19 protein-coding genes are annotated in these 20,390 nt (G+C 38.7%); 15 read left to right on the top strand and 4 right to left on the bottom strand.

The window, feature by feature from the left end:
- Positions 1 to 85: 85 nt before the first annotated feature.
- From QM859_RS04210 to nadE, 15 genes are all read left to right on the top strand, one after another.
- Positions 86 to 1,180, top strand: coding sequence for a cystathionine gamma-synthase (locus QM859_RS04210; RefSeq protein ID WP_414262235.1), 1,095 nt, complete (start codon positions 86 to 88; stop codon positions 1,178 to 1,180).
- A gap of 4 nt (positions 1,181 to 1,184) precedes the next feature.
- Positions 1,185 to 2,351 (top strand): MalY/PatB family protein, encoded by a 1,167-nt coding sequence (locus QM859_RS04205; protein ID WP_414262234.1) that lies wholly within the window; start codon positions 1,185 to 1,187, stop codon positions 2,349 to 2,351.
- 91 nt (positions 2,352 to 2,442) lie between these two features.
- Positions 2,443 to 5,541, top strand: a complete 3,099-nt coding sequence (locus QM859_RS04200) for a DEAD/DEAH box helicase (RefSeq protein ID WP_414262233.1) — start codon at positions 2,443 to 2,445, stop codon at positions 5,539 to 5,541.
- A 46-nt stretch (positions 5,542 to 5,587) separates the two neighbouring features.
- Positions 5,588 to 6,181: a cystathionine gamma-synthase gene (locus QM859_RS04195; RefSeq protein WP_371499028.1), complete on the top strand. Its 594-nt coding sequence runs from the start codon at positions 5,588 to 5,590 to the stop codon at positions 6,179 to 6,181.
- Positions 6,182 to 6,192: 11 nt separating this feature from the next.
- Positions 6,193 to 7,527, top strand: coding sequence for a UDP-N-acetylmuramate--L-alanine ligase (gene murC, locus QM859_RS04190; RefSeq protein WP_414262232.1), 1,335 nt, complete (start codon positions 6,193 to 6,195; stop codon positions 7,525 to 7,527).
- Positions 7,528 to 7,535: 8 nt separating this feature from the next.
- Complete coding sequence (locus tag QM859_RS04185; protein WP_414262231.1) at positions 7,536 to 8,051, top strand: GNAT family N-acetyltransferase; 516 nt, start codon at positions 7,536 to 7,538, stop codon at positions 8,049 to 8,051.
- Positions 8,048 to 8,542, top strand: a complete 495-nt coding sequence (locus QM859_RS04180; protein WP_036753537.1) for a GNAT family N-acetyltransferase — start codon at positions 8,048 to 8,050, stop codon at positions 8,540 to 8,542. Before QM859_RS04185 ends, QM859_RS04180 begins: the two co-directional genes overlap by 4 nt.
- A gap of 82 nt (positions 8,543 to 8,624) precedes the next feature.
- Entirely contained in the window at positions 8,625 to 10,307 is a 1,683-nt protein-coding gene (gene mltG, locus QM859_RS04175; RefSeq protein WP_414262230.1) for an endolytic transglycosylase MltG, read from the top strand.
- A 74-nt stretch (positions 10,308 to 10,381) separates the two neighbouring features.
- Positions 10,382 to 10,864 (top strand): transcription elongation factor GreA, encoded by a 483-nt coding sequence (greA, locus tag QM859_RS04170; RefSeq protein WP_006148148.1) that lies wholly within the window; start codon positions 10,382 to 10,384, stop codon positions 10,862 to 10,864.
- A gap of 82 nt (positions 10,865 to 10,946) precedes the next feature.
- Positions 10,947 to 12,320 carry an amino acid permease gene (locus QM859_RS04165; RefSeq protein WP_414262229.1) on the top strand — a complete coding sequence of 458 codons (1,374 nt, stop codon included), beginning with the start codon at positions 10,947 to 10,949 and terminating at the stop codon, positions 12,318 to 12,320.
- 98 nt (positions 12,321 to 12,418) lie between these two features.
- Positions 12,419 to 12,829 carry a GNAT family N-acetyltransferase gene (locus QM859_RS04160; protein WP_414262228.1) on the top strand — a complete coding sequence of 137 codons (411 nt, stop codon included), beginning with the start codon at positions 12,419 to 12,421 and terminating at the stop codon, positions 12,827 to 12,829.
- A gap of 148 nt (positions 12,830 to 12,977) precedes the next feature.
- Complete coding sequence (locus QM859_RS04155; RefSeq protein WP_006151491.1) at positions 12,978 to 13,187, top strand: helix-turn-helix transcriptional regulator; 210 nt, start codon at positions 12,978 to 12,980, stop codon at positions 13,185 to 13,187.
- Positions 13,177 to 13,665 (top strand): DUF6773 family protein, encoded by a 489-nt coding sequence (locus QM859_RS04150; RefSeq protein ID WP_006148151.1) that lies wholly within the window; start codon positions 13,177 to 13,179, stop codon positions 13,663 to 13,665. The genes QM859_RS04155 and QM859_RS04150 overlap by 11 nt, the downstream gene beginning before the upstream one ends.
- A gap of 107 nt (positions 13,666 to 13,772) precedes the next feature.
- On the top strand, positions 13,773 to 15,233 hold the full coding sequence (locus QM859_RS04145) for a nicotinate phosphoribosyltransferase (protein WP_414262227.1): 1,461 nt from the start codon (positions 13,773 to 13,775) through the stop codon (positions 15,231 to 15,233).
- Positions 15,230 to 16,054, top strand: coding sequence for an ammonia-dependent NAD(+) synthetase (gene nadE, locus QM859_RS04140; RefSeq protein WP_414262226.1), 825 nt, complete (start codon positions 15,230 to 15,232; stop codon positions 16,052 to 16,054). Before QM859_RS04145 ends, nadE begins: the two co-directional genes overlap by 4 nt.
- A gap of 82 nt (positions 16,055 to 16,136) precedes the next feature.
- Here nadE and QM859_RS04135 read toward each other — a convergent pair whose 3' ends face one another.
- The 4 genes from QM859_RS04135 to murT all read right to left on the bottom strand — a co-directional run bounded on the left by QM859_RS04135 (position 16,137) and on the right by murT (position 20,369).
- Positions 16,137 to 17,033, bottom strand: a complete 897-nt coding sequence (locus QM859_RS04135; RefSeq protein ID WP_414262225.1) for a hypothetical protein — start codon at positions 17,031 to 17,033, stop codon at positions 16,137 to 16,139.
- Positions 17,034 to 17,045: 12 nt separating this feature from the next.
- Positions 17,046 to 18,128: a M24 family metallopeptidase gene (locus tag QM859_RS04130; RefSeq protein WP_414262224.1), complete on the bottom strand. Its 1,083-nt coding sequence runs from the start codon at positions 18,126 to 18,128 to the stop codon at positions 17,046 to 17,048.
- Positions 18,129 to 18,243: 115 nt separating this feature from the next.
- Positions 18,244 to 19,026: a lipid II isoglutaminyl synthase subunit GatD gene (gatD, locus tag QM859_RS04125; protein ID WP_414262223.1), complete on the bottom strand. Its 783-nt coding sequence runs from the start codon at positions 19,024 to 19,026 to the stop codon at positions 18,244 to 18,246.
- Positions 19,026 to 20,369 carry a lipid II isoglutaminyl synthase subunit MurT gene (gene murT, locus QM859_RS04120; protein ID WP_414262222.1) on the bottom strand — a complete coding sequence of 448 codons (1,344 nt, stop codon included), beginning with the start codon at positions 20,367 to 20,369 and terminating at the stop codon, positions 19,026 to 19,028. Before murT ends, gatD begins: the two co-directional genes overlap by 1 nt.
- Between the last annotated feature and the right edge of the window lie 21 nt (positions 20,370 to 20,390).

Below are 20,390 nucleotides of genomic sequence, written 5' to 3'. Positions count from 1 at the left end.
GAAACTATAACTAGCTCTTGAAAACAAGAAAACGAAGGATCCAAAATAAGTGGTACAATAGTTACTATAGATTTGGAGGTATTGTATGAGTAAATCATTTCACATCAACACAATTTTAGCACAAGCAGGTATTAAGTCTGATAAGGCAACAGGTGCTTTGGTTACACCTATTCACTTTTCAACGACCTATCAACATCCAGAATTTGGTCAATCAACTGGATTTGACTATACACGCACCAAAAACCCAACTCGTTGCAAGGCAGAGGAAGTTTTGGCAGCTATTGAATCAGCCAAGTATGCTTTGGCGACTAGTTCAGGTATGTCTGCTATTGTGTTAGCCTTTAGCGTTTTTCCAGTAGGAAGTAAGGTTTTGGCTGTTCGTGACCTTTACGGTGGCTCTTTCCGCTGGTTCAATCAAGTGGAGCAGGAAGGACGTTTCCACTTTACCTATGCCAACACAGAAGAAGAGCTAATTGCCGAGCTAGAAAAGGATGTGGATGTACTTTATATCGAAACACCAACCAACCCTTTGATGTTGGAATTTGATATTGAAAAATTGTCAAAATTAGCTCATGCTAAGGGCGCTAAAGTTGTCGTCGACAATACCTTCTATAGCCCGATTTACCAACGTCCAATTGAAGATGGAGCAGATATTGTCCTTCATTCAGCGACAAAATACCTTGCAGGCCATAATGATGTTTTAGCTGGTGTAGTTGTGACAGATAATGCTGATTTGTACGAAAAACTCTTTTACAATCTCAACACGACAGGGGCTGTTTTGTCACCATTTGATAGTTATCAATTGATTCGTGGTCTTAAAACATTGTCACTTCGTATGGAGCGCTCAACAGCTAATGCTAAAGAAATCGTAGCCTTTTTGGAACAATCATCTGCAGTCAAAGAAGTTTTGTATACAGGTCGTGGAGGGATGATTTCCTTTAAAGTAGCAGATGAGAAACGTATCCCTCATATCTTAAATACTTTGAAAGTATTCTCTTTTGCTGAAAGCCTGGGTGGTGTAGAAAGTCTAATTACATATCCAACCACTCAAACTCATGCAGACATTCCTGCAGAGGTTCGTCATTCTTATGGATTAACAGATGACCTTTTACGCTTGTCTATTGGTATTGAGGATGCAAGGGACTTGATTGAAGATTTGCGTCAAGCTTTGGAAGGATAAGACTATGGGGAAATATGATTTTACGACTTTGCCCAATCGTTTTGGACATCATACCTACAAATGGAAAGAAGCAGAGACTGACCGTCAAGTATTGCCAGCTTGGATTGCTGATATGGACTTTGAAGTCTTACCTGAGATTCGTCAGACTGTCCATGACTATGCTGAGCAATTAGTCTATGGCTATACCTATGCTAGTGATGGCTTGATTGAAGCTGTTCAAAATTGGGAGGAAAAACAGCACGGTTATCGCTTTGAAAAGGATGCTCTAGTCTTTATCGAAGGGGTAGTGCCAGCTATTTCAACAGCCATTCAAGCCTTTACCAAAGAAGGTGAAGCGGTTCTGATTAACACACCGGTTTATCCTCCTTTTGCTCGAAGTATTAAGCTCAATAATCGTAGACTAATCACCAACTCTCTAGTAGAAAATGACGGACTTTTTGAGATTGACTTTGATCAATTGGAGAAAGACTTTGTCGAAGAAGATGTGAAACTCTACGTTCTCTGTAATCCTCATAATCCTGGTGGACGCGTTTGGGAAAAGGAAGTCTTAGAGAAGATTGGACAACTGTGTCAAAAACATGGAGTTTTGCTAGTATCTGATGAGATTCACCAAGATTTAGCTCTATTTGGAAACAAGCACCAGTCATTCAACACGGTAAATGAAGATTTTAAAGAATTTTCACTGATTTTAAGCAGTGCTACCAAGACCTTTAACATTGCTGGGACGAAGAATTCCTACGCTATTATCGAAAATCCTAAGTTGAGACTTGCTTTCCAAAAGCGCCAGCTGGCTAATAATCAACATGAAATCTCAGGTTTGGGTTATTTGGCAACAGAAACTGCCTATCGATATGGTGAAGATTGGTTGACAGAACTCAAAGAACTGATTGAGAAACACATCAATTATGTAGTGGATGTATTTGGCAAAGAAACTAAAATCAAGGTCATGAAACCTCAAGGGACCTATCTCATTTGGCTTGATTTTTCAGCCTATGATATTAGCGATGAAGAGCTAAGAAAGCTTTTAAGAGACGAAGCCAAAGTTATCCTGAACAGGGGCTTGGACTTTGGTGAAGAAGGAGCCCTCCACGCTCGTCTCAATGTAGCCATGCCAACATCTATTTTGGAAGAAGTCTGCCAACGAATCATTGCCACTTTTTCAAATCTTTAAAAACTAGCCTTTTAGGAGAAAAGTCTTCCTAGAAGGCTATTTTCATAGGCGAAAATATGGTATAATTAAGAGATAAAGTAAAGGGGAAATTATGGCTAAATTGATTCCAGGAAAGCTTCGAATGGAGGGAGTGGAACTCTACGAAACTGGTCAGATTGAAATCATTAAAGAACAAGACCATCGCATCTATGCGCGTGTAGCGGAAGAAGAAATTCGTTATAGTTTAGACGATGACTTGATTTTTTGTGCATGTGATTTTTTCAAAAAAAGAGGTTACTGTGTTCATTTAGCAGCTCTAGAATATTACTTGAAAAATGATCAACTAGGACAAGAAATTGTACTCAATCTGGAGGCTAATCAGGAAGAGAAGGAAACTGTTGAGACACAGGTGACTTTCGGAGGAGAATTCTTGAAGTCTATCCAAGTTCCGCGTCAATCCAACATCTATCGGCTTTCTGCTCAAGGTCAGGTGGAAGTAGGAACCAATCGCATTATCTGGACTTTAAGAATTGGCCTTGCTCAGCAAGACAAATTTTATGTGATTAGGGATATCCCTCTTTTCTTAAAAGTCATAGAGTTTTCCAAACCCTACATGATAGGAAAGCATTACGAGTCTTCATTAAAACTTGAACAGTTTGATAAAGCCAGTCAAGAAGTCTTAAATTTCTTATTAGGTTTGGTTGAAGAGAAGATTGACTACAATATTTTTTTCCAAAATCAAGGACGACATCTCTATTTCCCTAAGACCTTTTTTGAACAGGGAGCTAGTCTACTGATGGGATTAGTTGCCTTTCAGTTTGACCACCAACTTTCGAGTTATCATCATCTTCTCTTCCAAGACTTTGATGGCCAAGCAGGTTTGTTTTCATTTAGAATTGAAGAAAAATCCAACTATTTTGAAATGGAGATTTTCGAACAGACAGGGCTTAATTTCTTTTACAGGGGACAAGTATTATTCTACAAAGGGAATTTTTTCCTGATGACGAAAAAACAGGCTAGTTTATTAGATGCGCTTAGAAAAGTTCCTTTAGATAATGGTGGCAGAAAGATCTTACAGTTTGATACTCGTGATCGAGATCTTTTAGCTTCGACCTTGTCACAGTTTAAATGCCTAGGAAAAGTAGAGGCTCCTGATTCACTACAAATCAAATCCTTCCGTCCGTCTTTTTATATGGAACAAGAAGAGGATGGTTCTATTCGATTAGATATGCAATTTCAATATGAAACTTGCCTAGTAACCAATCGTAATGAACTAGAGAAACTTCCTTTTGCTAGTGACATTCAATTGGAAAAACAGATTTTTCAGTTGGCCTTATCTGCGGGGTTTGAAGCGGATTTTCGTTCATGGCGTCAAAGTTTGAAAGCTGAAGCTGTCCATACATTCTTTCAGGAAGTATTACCAGCCTTTGCAGCACTTGGAGAATTAAAGATTTCAGAGAGCATGCAAGATCTTTATCAGATTCAAAAACCTCAAGTTCAGATATCATCCAAGGGAAGTCTTTTAGAAATTCAATTTGATTTCCAGGATATTGATCAAGAAGAAATCAATCGAGCGATGAAGGCTCTCGTTGCCAAGCAGGACTATTATATTAGCTCGTCTGATCAGGTCTATTATTTCGATGAACAGACCAAACGTATTCGACAAGATTTAGAGGAATTAGGAATTGATGAGATAGAGAGTGCTACTTTCCAGGCTCGCAAGTCTTTGGCTTATACCTTATCTCATCTGTTTAAGGACCAGGATCAAGTTACTTTTACTGATGAATTTCGTCATTTGGCGCATCATTTAACGCATCCAGAGGATTTTCCGATGAAGTCCCTAGATATTCGAGCTCAGCTCAGAGATTATCAGAGAAAAGGGATTCAATGGCTTCAGATGTTAGACCATTATGGATTTGGTGGAATTTTAGCTGATGATATGGGACTTGGAAAAACCTTACAAGCCATCGCCTTTTTAAGTAGCCAACTTCAGGAGAATAGCCGTGTCTTGATTCTTGCTCCATCTGGTCTCATCTATAATTGGGCTGATGAATTTAAAAAATTTGCACCGAATTTGGATGTGGCTATCGTACATGGATTGAAACCTTATCGCGAGACTATTTTAGCAGAAAAACATCAGGTCTATGTGACCAGTTATGCCACTTTCCGTCAGGATAGTGAAATCTATCGAAATTTATCTTTTGATTTTCTATTTCTAGATGAAGCCCAAGTGATGAAAAATGCCCAAACCAAAATTGCTAAGATTTTGAGAAAGTTTGTGGTTCCATCAGTTTTTGCTCTTTCCGGAACACCAATTGAAAATAATCTAGGGGAATTATGGTCTATCTTTCAGATTGTATTGCCAGGACTTTTGCCAGCAAAAAAAGACTTTATGAAATTGTCTGCTGAGAGAGTGGCACAGTTTATCAAACCATTTGTCATGCGTCGAAAAAAAGAGGATGTTCTTACAGAGTTACCTGATCTAATAGAAGTCGTTTATAAAAATGAACTGGAGGACCAGCAAAAAGCTATCTACCTAGCTCAACTGCAACAGATGCAAGAGCGTTTGGGACAAGTGACCGATGCAGAATTTCAACGAAATCGAGTTGAAATTTTAACAGGACTCATGCGTCTTCGCCAGATTTGTGATACTCCAGCTCTATTTATGGAAGATTATAAGGGAGATAGCGGGAAGCTTGATAGTTTACGAGATCTGCTAAGTCAAATTGCTGAGGGAAATCATCGTGTACTCATCTTCTCTCAATTTAGGGGAATGCTTGATCGCATCGAAAAGAAGTTGCCTCAGCTTGGCTTAACTTCCTTTAAGATTACTGGCTCTACACCATCACAGGAGCGTCAAGAAATGACCAAGGCTTTTAACCAAGGTGAACGCGATGTGTTTTTGATTTCTCTAAAAGCTGGTGGAGTTGGTCTCAATCTTACTGGTGCAGATACAGTTATTCTGGTAGATTTATGGTGGAATCCAGCTGTCGAATCACAGGCAATTGGTAGGGCTCATCGAATGGGACAAGAGCAAGCCGTTGAGGTGTATCGTCTGGTAACTAGAGGCACAATTGAGGAGAAGATTCAAGAGTTGCAGGAAGAGAAAAAGAATCTAGTCTCAGAAGTATTGGATGGAACAGAGTCTCGTGGAAGTCTCACACTTACTGAAATTCAAGAAATATTAGGAATTTCTGAAGCCAAGACTTGAAAAATCAAGACTTTACGTTATAATGGAGTATTGAAAGGGAATAAAAATGAAACAAGTACGATTTCCAATAGTGTCAGATGATGAGATTATGCTGACAGAGATGCCATTTATGGATTTATATGATGAGTCGGATCTCATTAGTAATATCAAGGGAGATTACCAGGACAAAAACTACTTGGAATGGTCACCAATTACTACCGAAAAAAAGCCACTGGTTCAAGCATCAGATAAGCTACCTGAAAAGAAAGAAAAATCCTATGCTGAACTTGCTCGTGAAGAAGCAAGAGCTGATCTAAAACGGAAACGTTCAGCAAAATATTTGACTCAAGATGTTAGTTTTACGAAACGTTATAAACCTTCAAATAATGTAGTAAGACAGGCAAATCAGCCAACAGCTCCATTCCAAAAGGAAAATCCTGGAGAGCTAGCAAAATTTAGCGACAAACTAACTCAGAACCATTATATTTTGGCTGAAATGGCTCCTCAGATGCAACAGACAACCAAAGAAGAGCATCTTGGACCAAAGAAAAATAATTATGATTTTTTAAAGAAAAGCCAAATTTATAACAAAAAAGAAAATCAATCAGAAAAAGAACGTAAAATTGCTCAAGAGTTGAACTTGACAAATATGACAGAGTAAAGGGGAAAAAGATGGCAAAAACCTATCATTTTATCGGAATCAAAGGATCAGGGATGAGTGCCTTGGCCTTGATGTTGCACCAAATGGGGCATAAGGTCCAAGGATCTGATGTAGAGAAATACTACTTTACACAACGTGGACTGGAGCAAGCAGGTATCAAAATTTTGCCTTTTGATGAGAAGAATCTTCAAGGGGATATAGAAATCATCGCTGGAAACGCCTTTCGTCCAGATAACAACGTTGAAATTGCCTATGCAGACAGGAACGGACTAAGCTATAAACGTTATCATGAGTTTCTTGGTAGCTTTATGCGTGACTTTATCAGCATGGGAGTTGCTGGAGCACACGGTAAGACTTCAACAACAGGTATGCTTTCTCACGTTTTGTCACACATCACTGATACAAGCTATCTAATCGGAGATGGTACAGGTCGTGGTTCTGAAAATGCTAAGTATTTTGTCTTCGAATCAGACGAGTACGAACGTCATTTCATGCCATATCACCCAGAGTACTCTATTATTACGAATATCGACTTTGACCATCCTGACTATTTCACAAGCTTAGAGGATGTCTTCAACGCCTTCAATGATTATGCTAAACAAATCACCAAAGGTTTATTTGTCTACGGTGAAGATGCTGAGTTGCGTAAGATTACGGCAAATGCTCCAATCTATTATTACGGTTTTGAAGCAGACAACAATGACTTTGTAGCCAGCGATTTGCTTCGTTCTACAACAGGTTCAACCTTTACAGTTCACTTTCGTGGACAAGAGTTGGGTCAATTCCACATTCCAACTTTCGGTCGTCATAATATCATGAATGCCACAGCAGTAATTGGTTTGCTCTATACAGCTGGATTTGACTTGAATTTAGTGCGTGAACACTTGAATACTTTTGGAGGCGTTAAGCGTCGCTTTACAGAAAAGATTGTTAACGATACAGTCATTATCGATGATTTTGCGCATCACCCAACTGAAATTATCGCAACTCTAGATGCTGCACGTCAAAAATACCCAAGCAAGGAAATCGTTGCTATTTTCCAACCGCATACCTTTACTCGTACAATTGCTTTGTTGGATGATTTTGCACAAGCCTTGAATCAAGCTGACGCAGTTTACCTAGCACAAATCTATGGATCTGCTCGTGAAGTTGACCATGGTGATGTCAAGGTTGAGGATTTAGCAGCTAAAATTGATAAAAAACATCAAGTTATCACTGTTGAAAATGTGTCTCCACTCTTAGACCACGACAATGCTGTATACGTCTTTATGGGAGCAGGTGACATTCAATCATATGAATACTCATTCGAACGTCTCTTGTCTAATTTGACAAGTAATGTTCAGTAAGGAAAACCATGGAATTTCCAATTAAAATAAGGGAAGTTCAGCAATCTGATATCGAGCAGGTTTGCTTGATACAGGAGAGTACTCAAAACTTCCAAGAAACATTTAATAGAGAAATAATAGAAGAACGTATCCGTAATTTTGCGGATACGTTTCTCTTAGCTAGTTTGGATGATCAGGTGATTGCTTATATTTCGGCGATAGATTTTGCTACATCCTCTGTAAGTAGATGGATAGTAGAGATGGCAGATGGAGAAGCTATTAGTAATAGAAATCTTGTTATTGATGCTTTATCTGTTCATCCGAATTATCAAGGGCAAGGATTTGGAACCTTGTTGCTCGCAGCCATGAAACAAGTCGCTCTTCAGAAAAATAGCCCCAGTATTTATCTGGTCTGTAAAGATGAATTGCTGTCTTATTTTGAGATGAATGAATTTATAGAGCAAGGAATAGTAGATCTGGGAGTCGGAAATGAAGTTAATTTTCTCATGTGCTGGAAGAATCCTTTTTATCAGGAGGAACTATGATTATTCGACAAGCTAGACTGAGTGATTTAGACCGTATTTTAGAGATTGAATTAGAGAATTTTTCTATTGAAGAAGCTATACCTCGATCTGTCTTTGAAGCACATTTAAAGGAAATAAAAACGAGCTTTCTAGTGGCTGAAAAAGAGGGGGAGATACTCGGTTATATCGAAGGACCAGTAGTCCCTCATCGTTATTTACAAGACCAGTCTTTCACTGAAGAAATAAAAGACCACAGTCATAAGGAAGGTGGTTATATATCTGTGACTTGTCTTTCTATTGCAAAAAAAGCTCAATCTCTAGGACTAGGGAAAAAACTCCTGACCGCATTGAAAGAAGTGGCTCTTAAGCATGAACGAGAGGGGATCAATCTGACCTGTCATGACTACCTTATTGAATACTATGAGAAGCATGGTTTTGTCAATGAAGGAAAGTCTAAGTCCCAATTTGCGGGAGAAGAATGGTATGATATGGTCTGGGAAAACAAGAATTAGTGAGTAGAAAGGCTTCTAAGGTTGCTTTTCTTTAGTTTTTAAGATATAATATTAAGGATTATCAACAAGGAGGTAAATACCTTTGAGCGAAAATTCAAATGAAGAAAAGTTGAGTTTTAAAGAGCAAATTTTGCGAGATTTAGAACGACTTAAAAAAGAGGCAAATGAAGTTGAACAAACGGATGACCTTTTTTCAACTTTAGCAAAACCTTCTGAAGCAACTTCAGAAAAAAAGGAACCAAGTATTTCGGAAGAGGAGTTGATTGCAAAATCAGTTGCAGCTGTTGATCAATTGATTGATAATGCCCCAACTGTTCCTGAGCGTCCTGTTCTTGTAGAAGAAGTTCCAGAAGAAGCTGCAGAGAAAGTACAAGAAGAAATTCCAGAAGCAGTACAAGAAGAAGTAGTTGAGTCATCTCAATCAATTCCGGAAAAAGAAGAGAATCATTCAATTCCAACTAGAGTTTCAGTTTCTTATCGTACTCATGAAGAATCACATGAAGATGAAGGAACTGTAAGTTTTGCCACTAATCATGAAGAAATAACAACTGGAAATGCTAATCAGAAAAATACTGAGGTAGATGAACTTCCTAAAAGAAGTCGGAGAGAGTCTGCGAAACCAGCTAAGAAAAAGAAAAAATCCCACTTGAAAGGATTTTTAGTCACAGTATTGGTATTGCTGTTCCTACTTGGTGCTGGTGGTTTCTTTGGTCTTCGTTATGCAGAATCGGCCTTGCAACCTGTAGATCCATCATCTAAACAATTTGTAAAGGTTCAGATTCCAAATGGTTCTAATACTCAGGAAATTGGTTCAATATTAGAAAAATCTGGCCTAGTTAAGCATGGTATGCTTTTTACTTTATATGTAAAATATAAAAATTATACAGAATTAAAGTCAGGTTTTTATAATTTGCAGAAGAGTATGAGCACTGATGAGTTAATTAAAGCCTTGCAAGTAGGTGGGACTCCAGAGCCTCAAGAAGTAGTATTTGCAAATTTAACTATTCCAGAAGGTTATACGCTTGAACAAATTGCACAAGCTGTTGGACAACTTCAAGGTGATTTTAAAGAACCTTTAACAGCAGATGCCTTTAAGGCAAAAGTTCAAGATGAGACCTTTATTGCTCAAGAGGTTGCCAAATATCCAAACCTGCTTGCAAGCTTGCCAGCCAAAGATAGTGGTGTTCGTTACCGTTTAGAAGGTTATCTTTTCCCTGCGACTTATACGATCAAAGAAAGTACAACTGTTGAAAGTTTAATTGATTCAATGCTTGCAGCTATGGATAAGAACCTTTCTTCACACTATGCTGCTATCAAAGAAAAGAACTTGACCGTAAATGAGCTCTTAACAATTGCATCACTTGTTGAGAAAGAAGGTGCAAAAACAGAAGATCGTAAGCTGATTGCAGGAATCTTCTATAACCGCTTAAACCTCGGTATGCCACTTCAAAGTAATATTGCTATCCTTTACGCAGAAGGCAAACTTGGTCAAAACATCAGTCTCTCTGATGATGCAGCCATTGATACATCTATTAATTCACCATACAATGTCTATACAAAAGTAGGTCTAATGCCTGGTCCAGTTGATAGCCCAAGCTTGGATGCTATCGAATCAAGTATCAATCAGACAAAGAGTGAATATCTCTATTTTGTAGCCAATGTTCAAGATGGTAAAGTTTACTATGCAACAACACTAGAAGAACATGATCGTAACGTTCAAGAACATATCAATAGTAAATTACCTCAATCAAATAGCGCAAACTAAAATTATGTGGTTTTCCACATAATTTTGCTTTAAAGCATATATTTATTAATTCAATCAAAAGAAAGTTGAGAAAAATGGTAGAAAAAACATATCCAATGACCTTGGAAGAAAAGGAAAAACTCGAAAAAGAATTAGAAGAATTGAAACTAGTACGTCGTCCAGAAGTTGTAGAACGTATCAAGATTGCTCGTTCATATGGTGATTTGTCAGAGAACAGTGAGTATGAAGCAGCGAAAGACGAACAAGCTTTCGTTGAGGGACAAATCTCAAGTCTAGAGACTAAGATTCGTTACGCAGAAATCGTTAACAGCGACGCCGTTGCTAAAAATGAAGTTGCCATTGGAAAAACTGTAACCATCCAAGAAGTTGGAGAAGACGAAAAGGAAGTATATATCATCGTTGGTTCAGCTGGTGCTGATGCCTTTGCGGGTAAAGTGTCAAACGAAAGCCCAATTGGTCAAGCATTGATTGGTAAGAAAAAAGGGGATGTTGTTACAATCGAAACACCTGCTGGAAGCTATGATGTTAAGATCTTGAAGGTTGAAAAAACCGCTTAATAGGATAAAAAGAAGGAGTGGGATTTAGGGAAAGCGTTTCCTATTACTCCTTTTCTTCATTCTAAAAACTTTAGGAGACTATATGAATTCAGAAAATAAGCACAAAAAGAAAAGTAAAATGGAGCGTGGATTAACAAACCGCCACGTTCAGGTTATGGCCATTGCGGGAACAATCGGAACTGGTCTATTTTTAGGTGCTGGTCGCTCTATCAGTTTAACGGGACCTTCGATTGTCCTTGTCTATATGATTACGGGTGGTTTTATGTATCTCATGATGCGTGCAGTCGGTGAGATGCTTTATCAGGATCCCGAACAACATACCTTTATCAATTTCATTACTCGTTATCTCGGTAAAGGTTGGGGATATTTCTCTGTTTGGTCCTATTGGTTATCAGTAGTCTTTATCGGTATGGCTGAGATTACAGCTATTGCTCACTATGTTCAGTTTTGGTTTCCATCTTGGCCATCTTGGTTGATTCAGGTTGTATTCCTAACAATTTTGGGCTTGGTCAATCTGATTGCTGTTAAAATCTTTGGTGAGGTAGAATTTTGGTTTGCCATGATTAAAATTGTGGCTATTCTCGCTATGATCGCGACAGGGATTTTTCTAGTCTTGACTGGCTTTGAAACTCCATATGGTTCAGCAAGTCTCGCCAATATTAGTGAGCAGTTCTCCCTTTTCCCAAATGGAGGGATGAACTTTGTCATGGCCTTTCAAATGGTTTTCTTTGCTTACTTGATGATTGAGTTTATCGGTGTTACAACATCTGAAACTAAGGATCCTCGAAAAGTATTGCCCAAGGCGGTTAAGGAAATTCCCTTGCGAATTATCTTTTTCTACGGTGGGGCTCTCTTAGCTATCATGTCTATTATTCCTTGGCGTGAGCTTTCTGCAGCGGATTCACCGTTTGTAACAGTATTTGAACTTGTTGGTCTTAAGTGGGCGGCAGCCTTGATTAACTTTGTTGTCTTGACGTCAGCTGCGTCAGCCTTGAATTCAACTCTTTACTCAACAGGCCGTCATTTGTACCAAATTGCCCATGATTCACCAAATCGTTTCTTGAAAGCTATTAAGGCAGATACACTTTCACGCCACAACGTTCCTCAGAATGCTATCATTGCTTCTGCGGTATTGATTGGTCTTGCAGCCTTCATCAATGTACTTCCTGGCGTATCAGATGCCTTTGCTTTGATTACGGCTTCTTCATCAGGTGTTTATATCGCCATCTACATCTTAATCATGGTGGCCCATCTTAAGTATCGCAAGTCAAAAGACTTTATGGCAGATGGCTATCTCATGCCCCAATATCGCTTGCTAAATCCTCTGACTATGCTCTTCTTCATCTTCGTATTCGGAACTCTCTTTTTACAAGAATCAACTGTAATGGGAGCAAGAGGTTCAGCTATCTGGATTGTTGCTTTTGGTATTTATAGCCAATGGAAATTTAGAAAATAAGTTATAAGCTCATCAACTCAGGTTGATGAGCTTTCTAGTTTGACAGCTCTTGGTAATAAGACTATAATCAAGCTATAAGTATCTTCGAGGAGGTTTGGATGCAGGTAAGATTGGAAAATACAGAGTCTCAGAAATCGCAAATTATAGGAGACTTGATTCGCTCCTATAATCGTTCCAAAAGAGAAGTTGCTGAAAGTGAGCCACTAAACCTTTATGTCGAAGATGAACATGGTGAAATCATGGCTGGTTTAGTAGCAGAGACTTTCGGGAATTGGTTAGAAATTGAGTATTTGTTTGTGAAGGAGGACTTGCGAGGACAAGGAATCGGTTCCCAACTATTGCAGCGAGCAGAAAGTGAAGCTAAAAAGAGAAACTGTCGCTTTGCTTTTGTGAATACCTATCAGTTTCAAGCGCCAGCCTTTTATCAAAAGCAGGGCTACAAGGAAGTCTTTACCCTAAAAGATTATCCCTACACTGGACAAAGGTACTATTATCAAAAAGATTTGTAAACATAGAACTCTCTATCATGTAAGTGGTAGAGTTTTTTTGTAAAAAAAATCTCACAAAATGACAGATATATATTGCATTATGTAAAATATATGATATAATAAAGTTGAAAAAGAAGCGCGACTTTTAAAATTAAGGAGGAGGTAACAAGTGGTTAAGAATTTAAAATTAAAGTTAGCTCGAGTGGAGCTTGACATGACACAAGGTGATTTGGCAGAAGCTGTGGGTGTCACTAGGCAGACTATCGGCTTGATAGAAGCTGGCAAGTACAATCCTTCGCTTTCACTTTGCCAATCCATTTGCAGGTGCTTAGGGAAAACCCTGGATCAATTATTTTGGGAGGAAGAAGATGAAAAATAAATTTTTTTATTATCAATTATTGGATGAAAGAGAAGAACAACTGATGAATAAAGCAGGAGCAGAAAGTTTCCATATCACTATCGTTTTCTTGCTTTTATCTTATATGATTGCTATATTAGCACCAAGTCTTTTTAATCCGACTATGGTTCTCAGCATTAACATTATTGGACTTTTTTACTTCTTCAACCGGGCGAGAAACCTCGGTGCGACCTACTATAGTCGTTTTCATTTTACGATTTTGGGATGTCTATTAATGACACTACTAATCACAACTATTATAATGTTGCAAAACTACCAGTTCAATATAGAGATTTATCAGCACAATCCATTAAACTTCAAATACCTTTTTGCTTGGTGCTTTACCTATCTCTTTTATCTTCCTTGGGTCTTTCTTGGAAACCTAGGTTTAAAGAGTTATGGTGAATGGGCTCAGAAAAAGTTTGAGAAAGATATGGATGAACTTGAGAGTATGGAATAGCTTGTTAGCTTTTTATCCATCTTGGTAAAATGTGTTATAATAGTACTAATTTATGAGAAAAGAAGAAGCATTTTCATCTTTTTACAAATAAGGAAGAAGGACAGTATATGTACCAAGATGACAGTTTAACATTGCACACAGATTTGTATCAGATTAACATGATGCAGGTTTACTTCAACCAAGGAATTCATAACAAGAAAGCGGTTTTTGAAGTTTATTTCCGCCAACAACCTTTTAAAAACGGCTACGCTGTTTTTGCAGGTTTGGAACGAATTGTGAACTACTTAGAAAACCTGCGCTTTTCTGATAGCGATATTGCTTATTTAGAATCACTGGGTTATCATGGTGCCTTCCTGGAATATCTCCGTAATCTCAAGTTGGAATTAACTGTGCGTTCTGCTCAAGAAGGGGACTTAGTATTTGCTAATGAACCGATTGTTCAAGTGGAAGGCCCTTTGGCGCAGTGTCAATTGGTTGAAACAGCCCTCTTGAATATTGTCAACTTTCAAACCTTGATTGCGACCAAGGCAGCTCGTATTCGCTCGGTCATTGATGATGAACCTTTGATGGAGTTTGGTACACGTCGTGCGCAAGAAATGGATGCAGCTATCTGGGGAACTCGTGCCGCCGTCATTGGTGGTGCCAATGGAACTAGTAATGTGCGTGCTGGTAAGCTCTTTGGAATTCCGGTTTTAGGGACTCACGCTCATGCCTTGGTTCAAGTCTATGGCAATGATTACCAAGCTTTCAAGGCTTATGCCTCAACTCACCGTGATTGTGTCTTTCTTGTTGATACTTATGATACTCTTCGTATCGGTGTTCCTGCTGCCATTCAGGTTGCAAGAGAATTAGGTGACAAGATTAACTTTAAGGGAGTTCGTATTGACTCTGGTGATATCGCCTATATTTCTAAAAAAGTTCGTCAACAACTGGACGAGGTAGGATTTACGGATGCTAAGATTTATGCATCCAATGACCTTGATGAAAATACTATCCTTAACCTCAAGATGCAAAAAGCTAAGATTGATGTTTGGGGTGTAGGGACTAAACTTATTACTGCCTATGATCAACCTGCTCTTGGTGCAGTTTATAAAATTGTGGCTATTGAAGATGAAAATGGTCAGATGCGCAACACCATCAAACTCTCTAGCAATGCTGAAAAAGTTTCAACTCCAGGTAAGAAACAAGTTTGGCGCATTACTAGTCGTGAAAAAGGAAAATCTGAAGGTGACTACATTACATACGATGGTGTAGATGTTACTAGTATGACGGAGATTAAGATGTTCCATCCGACCTATACTTACATCAAGAAAACTGTCCGTAATTTTGATGCCGTTCCTCTCTTGGTGAACATCTTTAAGGACGGTAAGCTGGTCTATGATTTACCAAGTCTGCCTGAAATCCAAGCCTATGCTCGTAAGGAATTTGACAAGCTCTGGGACGAGTACAAACGTGTTCTTAACCCACAACATTATCCTGTTGACTTGGCTCGTGATGTATGGCAAGACAAGATGGACTTGATTGATAAGATGCGTAAAGAAGCTCTGGGCGAAGGAGAAGAAGAATGAGTTTGCAAGAGACCATTATCCAACAACTAGGCGTTAAACCAGTCATTGATGCCCAAGAAGAAATCCGTCGTTCCATTGAATTTTTGAAAAAATACCTTAAAAAACATCCCTTCCTTAAAAGTTTTGTATTGGGCATTTCAGGTGGTCAAGACTCGACTTTAGCTGGTCGTCTTGCCCAACTAGCTATAGAAGAAATGCGAGCTGAAACCGGTGATGATTCTTATAAATTTATAGCAGTTCGCCTGCCTTATGGAATTCAAGCAGATGAGGATGACGCCCAAAAAGCCCTAGCTTTTATCCAACCAGATGTGAGTTTGGTGGTCAATATCAAGGATTCTGTAGATGCAATGGCAGTGGCAGTAGAGGCTACTGGTAGTCCAATGTCAGACTTTAATAAAGGGAATATCAAGGCTAGAAGCCGGATGATTGCCCAATATGCACTCGCAGGAGCTCATAGTGGAGCAGTTATTGGTACTGACCATGCTGCAGAAAATATCACAGGTTTCTTTACCAAGTTTGGTGATGGTGGTGCAGATATTCTTCCTCTCTATCGCCTCAATAAACGCCAAGGGAAACAACTATTGAAGGAGCTCGGAGCTGATCCTGCTCTCTATGAAAAAGTACCGATTGCCGATCTAGAAGAAGAGAAACCAGGATTGGCAGATGAAGTTGCACTCGGTGTAACCTACGCAGAGATTGATGACTACCTGGAAGGTAAACAAATCAGCCAAGAAGCCAAAGCAACCATTGAAAAATGGTGGCACAAAGGCCAACACAAACGCCACCTACCAATCACCGTGTTTGATACGTTTTGGGAGTAAAAAAAGAAGGAAAAGTGCTGCTTTTCCTTCTTTCTTTTTATAAGTATTAATTAAAATGTTTGAGATATGAAGTGTGGAAAGGTTACTCATCTTGCATAAAATATGATATTGTAACTAATGAATTACTATCAAAATAAGAATCTTTATCAAAATATTTGCAATTTCCTATTGTAATACTATGTATTTTGTAATTCTTAATAAAATAAGGTAATTTTTCATATTTTTTTTCAAGTAATGTTACATTATGAAATCCAATATTTTCAAAAAGCTCTTTTACTTCAGAAGCTTCTTTTGCAAGTAAAATGTCATAATCATCAGGTGGAAGTATATACTGATTTTTTAAAATATCAGTAAGTCGCTCCGAAATTCGTAAACTAACATTTTCAGGAATACTTGAATCACTATTCTCACTGGAGATTATAACTTTCCCTGTTAAAATTCCATAATCATTATAATCTAAAGTAAAACACCAAGTTGAAATTCGACTATTTGAATACACCTCAAAATTAATTAAAGCTTGGTTAATTTCTACTTTTTTAAATCGATTAATTTTATCGGTTTCTTCGTGAATTATTCTATTGAACTCTTCTTGATTTAAGAATTCTGGAAATTGAATGGATAAAGACTGTCTAAGCTCCTCGTCTTGTTTCTCTTCAAGACGCTCTTGACTATGCCATGAGTGTATTTCAGCAACAAAATTTACAACTTTACCTGGGATACTAATAACATTAGAAATTCCTGTTATAGTATTATTGGCTACACTAACAACACCATCGACAGTATTACTAGTTATTTTTGAAGTTTCATCAACAACTACTTTTACGGCTTTTGAAGTCTCAGTAGCAATATCATTTACAACCTTTGAGGATTCATTAGCGATACCGTTTACAACTTTAGAAGTTTCATTGGCGATACCATTTACAACTTTAGAAGTTTCATTAGTAACGTTATCTACAAATTTAAAGAAATCATTTAACATAAAACAATACCGTTAATCAAAATAAAGCAGATCTTTGCTGGTGCTTGTAAAGAGGTCGAAACCATCCTTGGTAACAACACCGCAGTCTTCGATACGGACACCGACTTTACCAGGAATATAGATACCAGGTTCAACTGAGAAGCACATGCCTTCTTCGATGACCATGTCATTTCCTTCCATGATTGATGGGAATTCGTGGACATCCATACCGATACCATGACCGAGACGGTGATTAAAGTACTCACCGTAGCCAGCTTTTTCTATCACTTCACGAGCTGCACGGTCAACCTCATGGGCTGTTACACCAGGTTTGATAAAGTCAAGGGCAGCTTGTTGAGCTTCTAGAGTCAAGTTGTAAATATCCTTTTTAAATTGGTCAGGTTTCCCAACAGCGACTGTACGAGTCATATCTGATGCATAACCATTGACCATAACACCAAGGTCAAAGAGGAGAAGAGCATTATTTTCAACCTTGTTTGCTCCAGGGATACCGTGTGGATTCGCAGCATTATCACCAGTCAAGACCATGGTATCAAAGCTCATTTCATAGCCTTCACGTTTCATAGCAAAGTCAATCTGCGCAATAATATCAGTTTCCGTATTATCAAGAGAGATATTGTCAAAACCAACTTTAACAGACTTGTCGGCGTAAACACCTGCAACCATCATCTTTTGCACTTCATCTGCTGATTTGATCAAGCGCATGCGTTGGATCAATGGAGTTAAGTTATCAAACTCAGCACTTTCAAAGACAGATTTTAAACCGTGATATTTAGTCAAGATGAGATTGTCAAACTCAACTGCTACACGTTTGAAATCAAGCTGTGGAAGAGCATTTTGGATTTTCTTCCAAGGGTTTTCAGAGTCCACGTAGCCAACTACTGGGAAAGAGACAGTGCTAGTCGCACGTTCAACCTCAAGTGCTGGAACGAAGAGAAGCGGTTCTTGGTTTCCAAGGACAAAGAGGAACATTTGACGTTCGTGTGGATCACTGTAAAAGCCAGTGAGGTAATTAATTGTGACGGGGTCAGATACGACAGCGACGTCTAGCTTTTCTGATTCAAGATAAGTTAAGATTTGTTGTAATTTAGACATATGCTACCTTCTTTCTACCCCTCTATTTTTGCAAAAATTAGGAGAAAATGCAAGGAAGAAGGAGAAAAGAACCTAAAAAAATTCCAACAGCTAATGGCATGTTGGAATTTAAATATTAATTGAAGTCTGCCTTGCTTTTAACATCGCTATATTCTTCAGCGATTTCTTGGCTGAGAATATCCTCATAAGTTGGTAGAACAATGTCCTGACCATATTTTTTCTTAAGAGCAGTAGTGACCAAGCGATAGGCAAGGTTGGCATTACGAGATAGGATAGGTCCGTGGAAATAAGAACCGAAAACATTTTTATAGTGAACACCTTCACCGACCTTTTCTTCGTTGTTGCCATTTCCATAGACAACCTGCCCCAGTGGTTTTTGGTCATCTGATAGGAAGGTGCGGCCTTGGTGATTTTCAAAACCATAGTAGGTTTCATCGAATTCTTCGTTATGAATTTTAATGTCACCAATGAATCGGTTATTGGTTTGGTTAAGGGTATAGTGTCCCATGACACCGAGACCTTCGATGCGTCTTCCAGAAGCTTCAATATAGTATTGGCCTAATAGCTGGAAGCCACCACAAATAGCAAGAACGACACCATCATTTTGGATAAAGTTGTCGATACTTTCTTTTTTGGCAGGCAAATCACCAGCAATGATACTTTGTTCAAAGTCTTGGCCACCACCGAAAAAGGCGATATCGTAATGATTTTCATCGAAATCATCATGAAGCGAAACGATATCAATTGTTACATGTGCACCCAGCTTTTCAGCGACGTACTTGAGCATGAGGATGTTTCCATTATCCCCGTAGGTGTTCATGAGATTTCCATAGAGGTGGGCGATATTTAGTTGGTAAGGATAATTGCCGTCTTTTGAGGAAAGTGAAGTATAAACCATTAGTTCATCTCCTTTCTAACAAGCTGACGATTGGCTAGTAATTCTCGGAATTCTAGCATAGCCGTATATGTCGCAAGGATATAGGCATGCTTGCAGTCTTGAGCTTCGATCGTTTTGAGAACTTGTTCCAGGCTACTTGTTTCAGTGATCTTGTCAGCTGGATAGCCAGTAACACGTAGACGACGAGCAATTTCAGAATGACGAACTCCACCAGCGTTGATTTCTGGAATATCCATGTCAGTAATTTGTTCAAAGTCAGCATCCCAAATCCAGCTGGTATCAATCCCGTCTGCATAGTTGGCATTGAGGAGAACAGATAGACTAAATGGATAAGGAGCTAGTTTGATCATTTCGATGGCCTGGGTAGCACCAACAGGGTTTTTAATAAGAACCAGTGTGCATTCCTTGTCACCGATATGGAAGGTTTCTTGTCGTCCAAAGACAGCACGACTCTTGTCAAATCCTTGTTTAATCAGTTGAGAATCAGCGCCTAGGTAACGAGCGATAGCAACTGCAGCAAGAGCATTGTAGATGTTGTAGAGACCACCGATTTGAATACCATATTCCTGACCATCAATAACAAAACGAGAACGATTGTTAGTCAACTCAACCAATTCTGTCAGACGGTAGTCCAAGTCAGGACGCTTGCATCCACAATTTTCACAGATATAAGCTCCCAAGTTAGCATAAGTGTTGAGCTCGTATTTCAGAATACTTTGACATTCAGGGCAGAGAATACCTTCAGTATTGTAGTGAGCAAGTTGCGCTGGACCTTTTTCTAAATCAAAACCAAAATATTGAACAGGATTTGGAATTGCAGGCTTGTAGAAAAGCGGACTATCACCGTTTAGCAGAACAGTAGCAGTAGGAACTTTTCGAATAGCGTCCAAAATCATGTTATAGGTTGTATAAATCTCACCGTAGCGGTCCATCTGATCGCGGAAGATATTAGTGATAACGAAAAGACTAGGCTGGATGTAGTCACAGATATGTGAGAGACTAGCTTCGTCGATTTCAAGAACTGCTATATTTTTTCCAGTTTTTGAAGATTTTGCAGTCAAGAAAGTAGTCGTAATTCCTGTGATCATGTTGGCACCACTTGGATTGGTTAACACTTGACCATAAATTTCCTTTAGGATACCGACAGTGAGAGCGGTTGTCAATGTTTTTCCATTAGTTCCAGTTACCACAACAATCTCGTAGTTCTTTGCTAAATGTTGTAAAATATCTTTATCAAATTGAAGGGCAAGTTTTCCAGGGAGCGTACTTCCACGTCCAAGACGACTCAAAATAAAGTGAGAAGAACGCCCAGCAAGAAGGCCCAAAATAGTTTTTAATTTCATGTTTCTATTATATCATAAATG

Origin of the sequence: Streptococcus infantis, from assembly GCF_047463175.1 — a bacterium.
Classification (GTDB): domain Bacteria; phylum Bacillota; class Bacilli; order Lactobacillales; family Streptococcaceae; genus Streptococcus; species Streptococcus infantis_AC.
The sequence above is the reverse complement of the archived record's forward strand: the minus strand, read 5'-3'. Positions and strand labels throughout refer to the sequence as shown.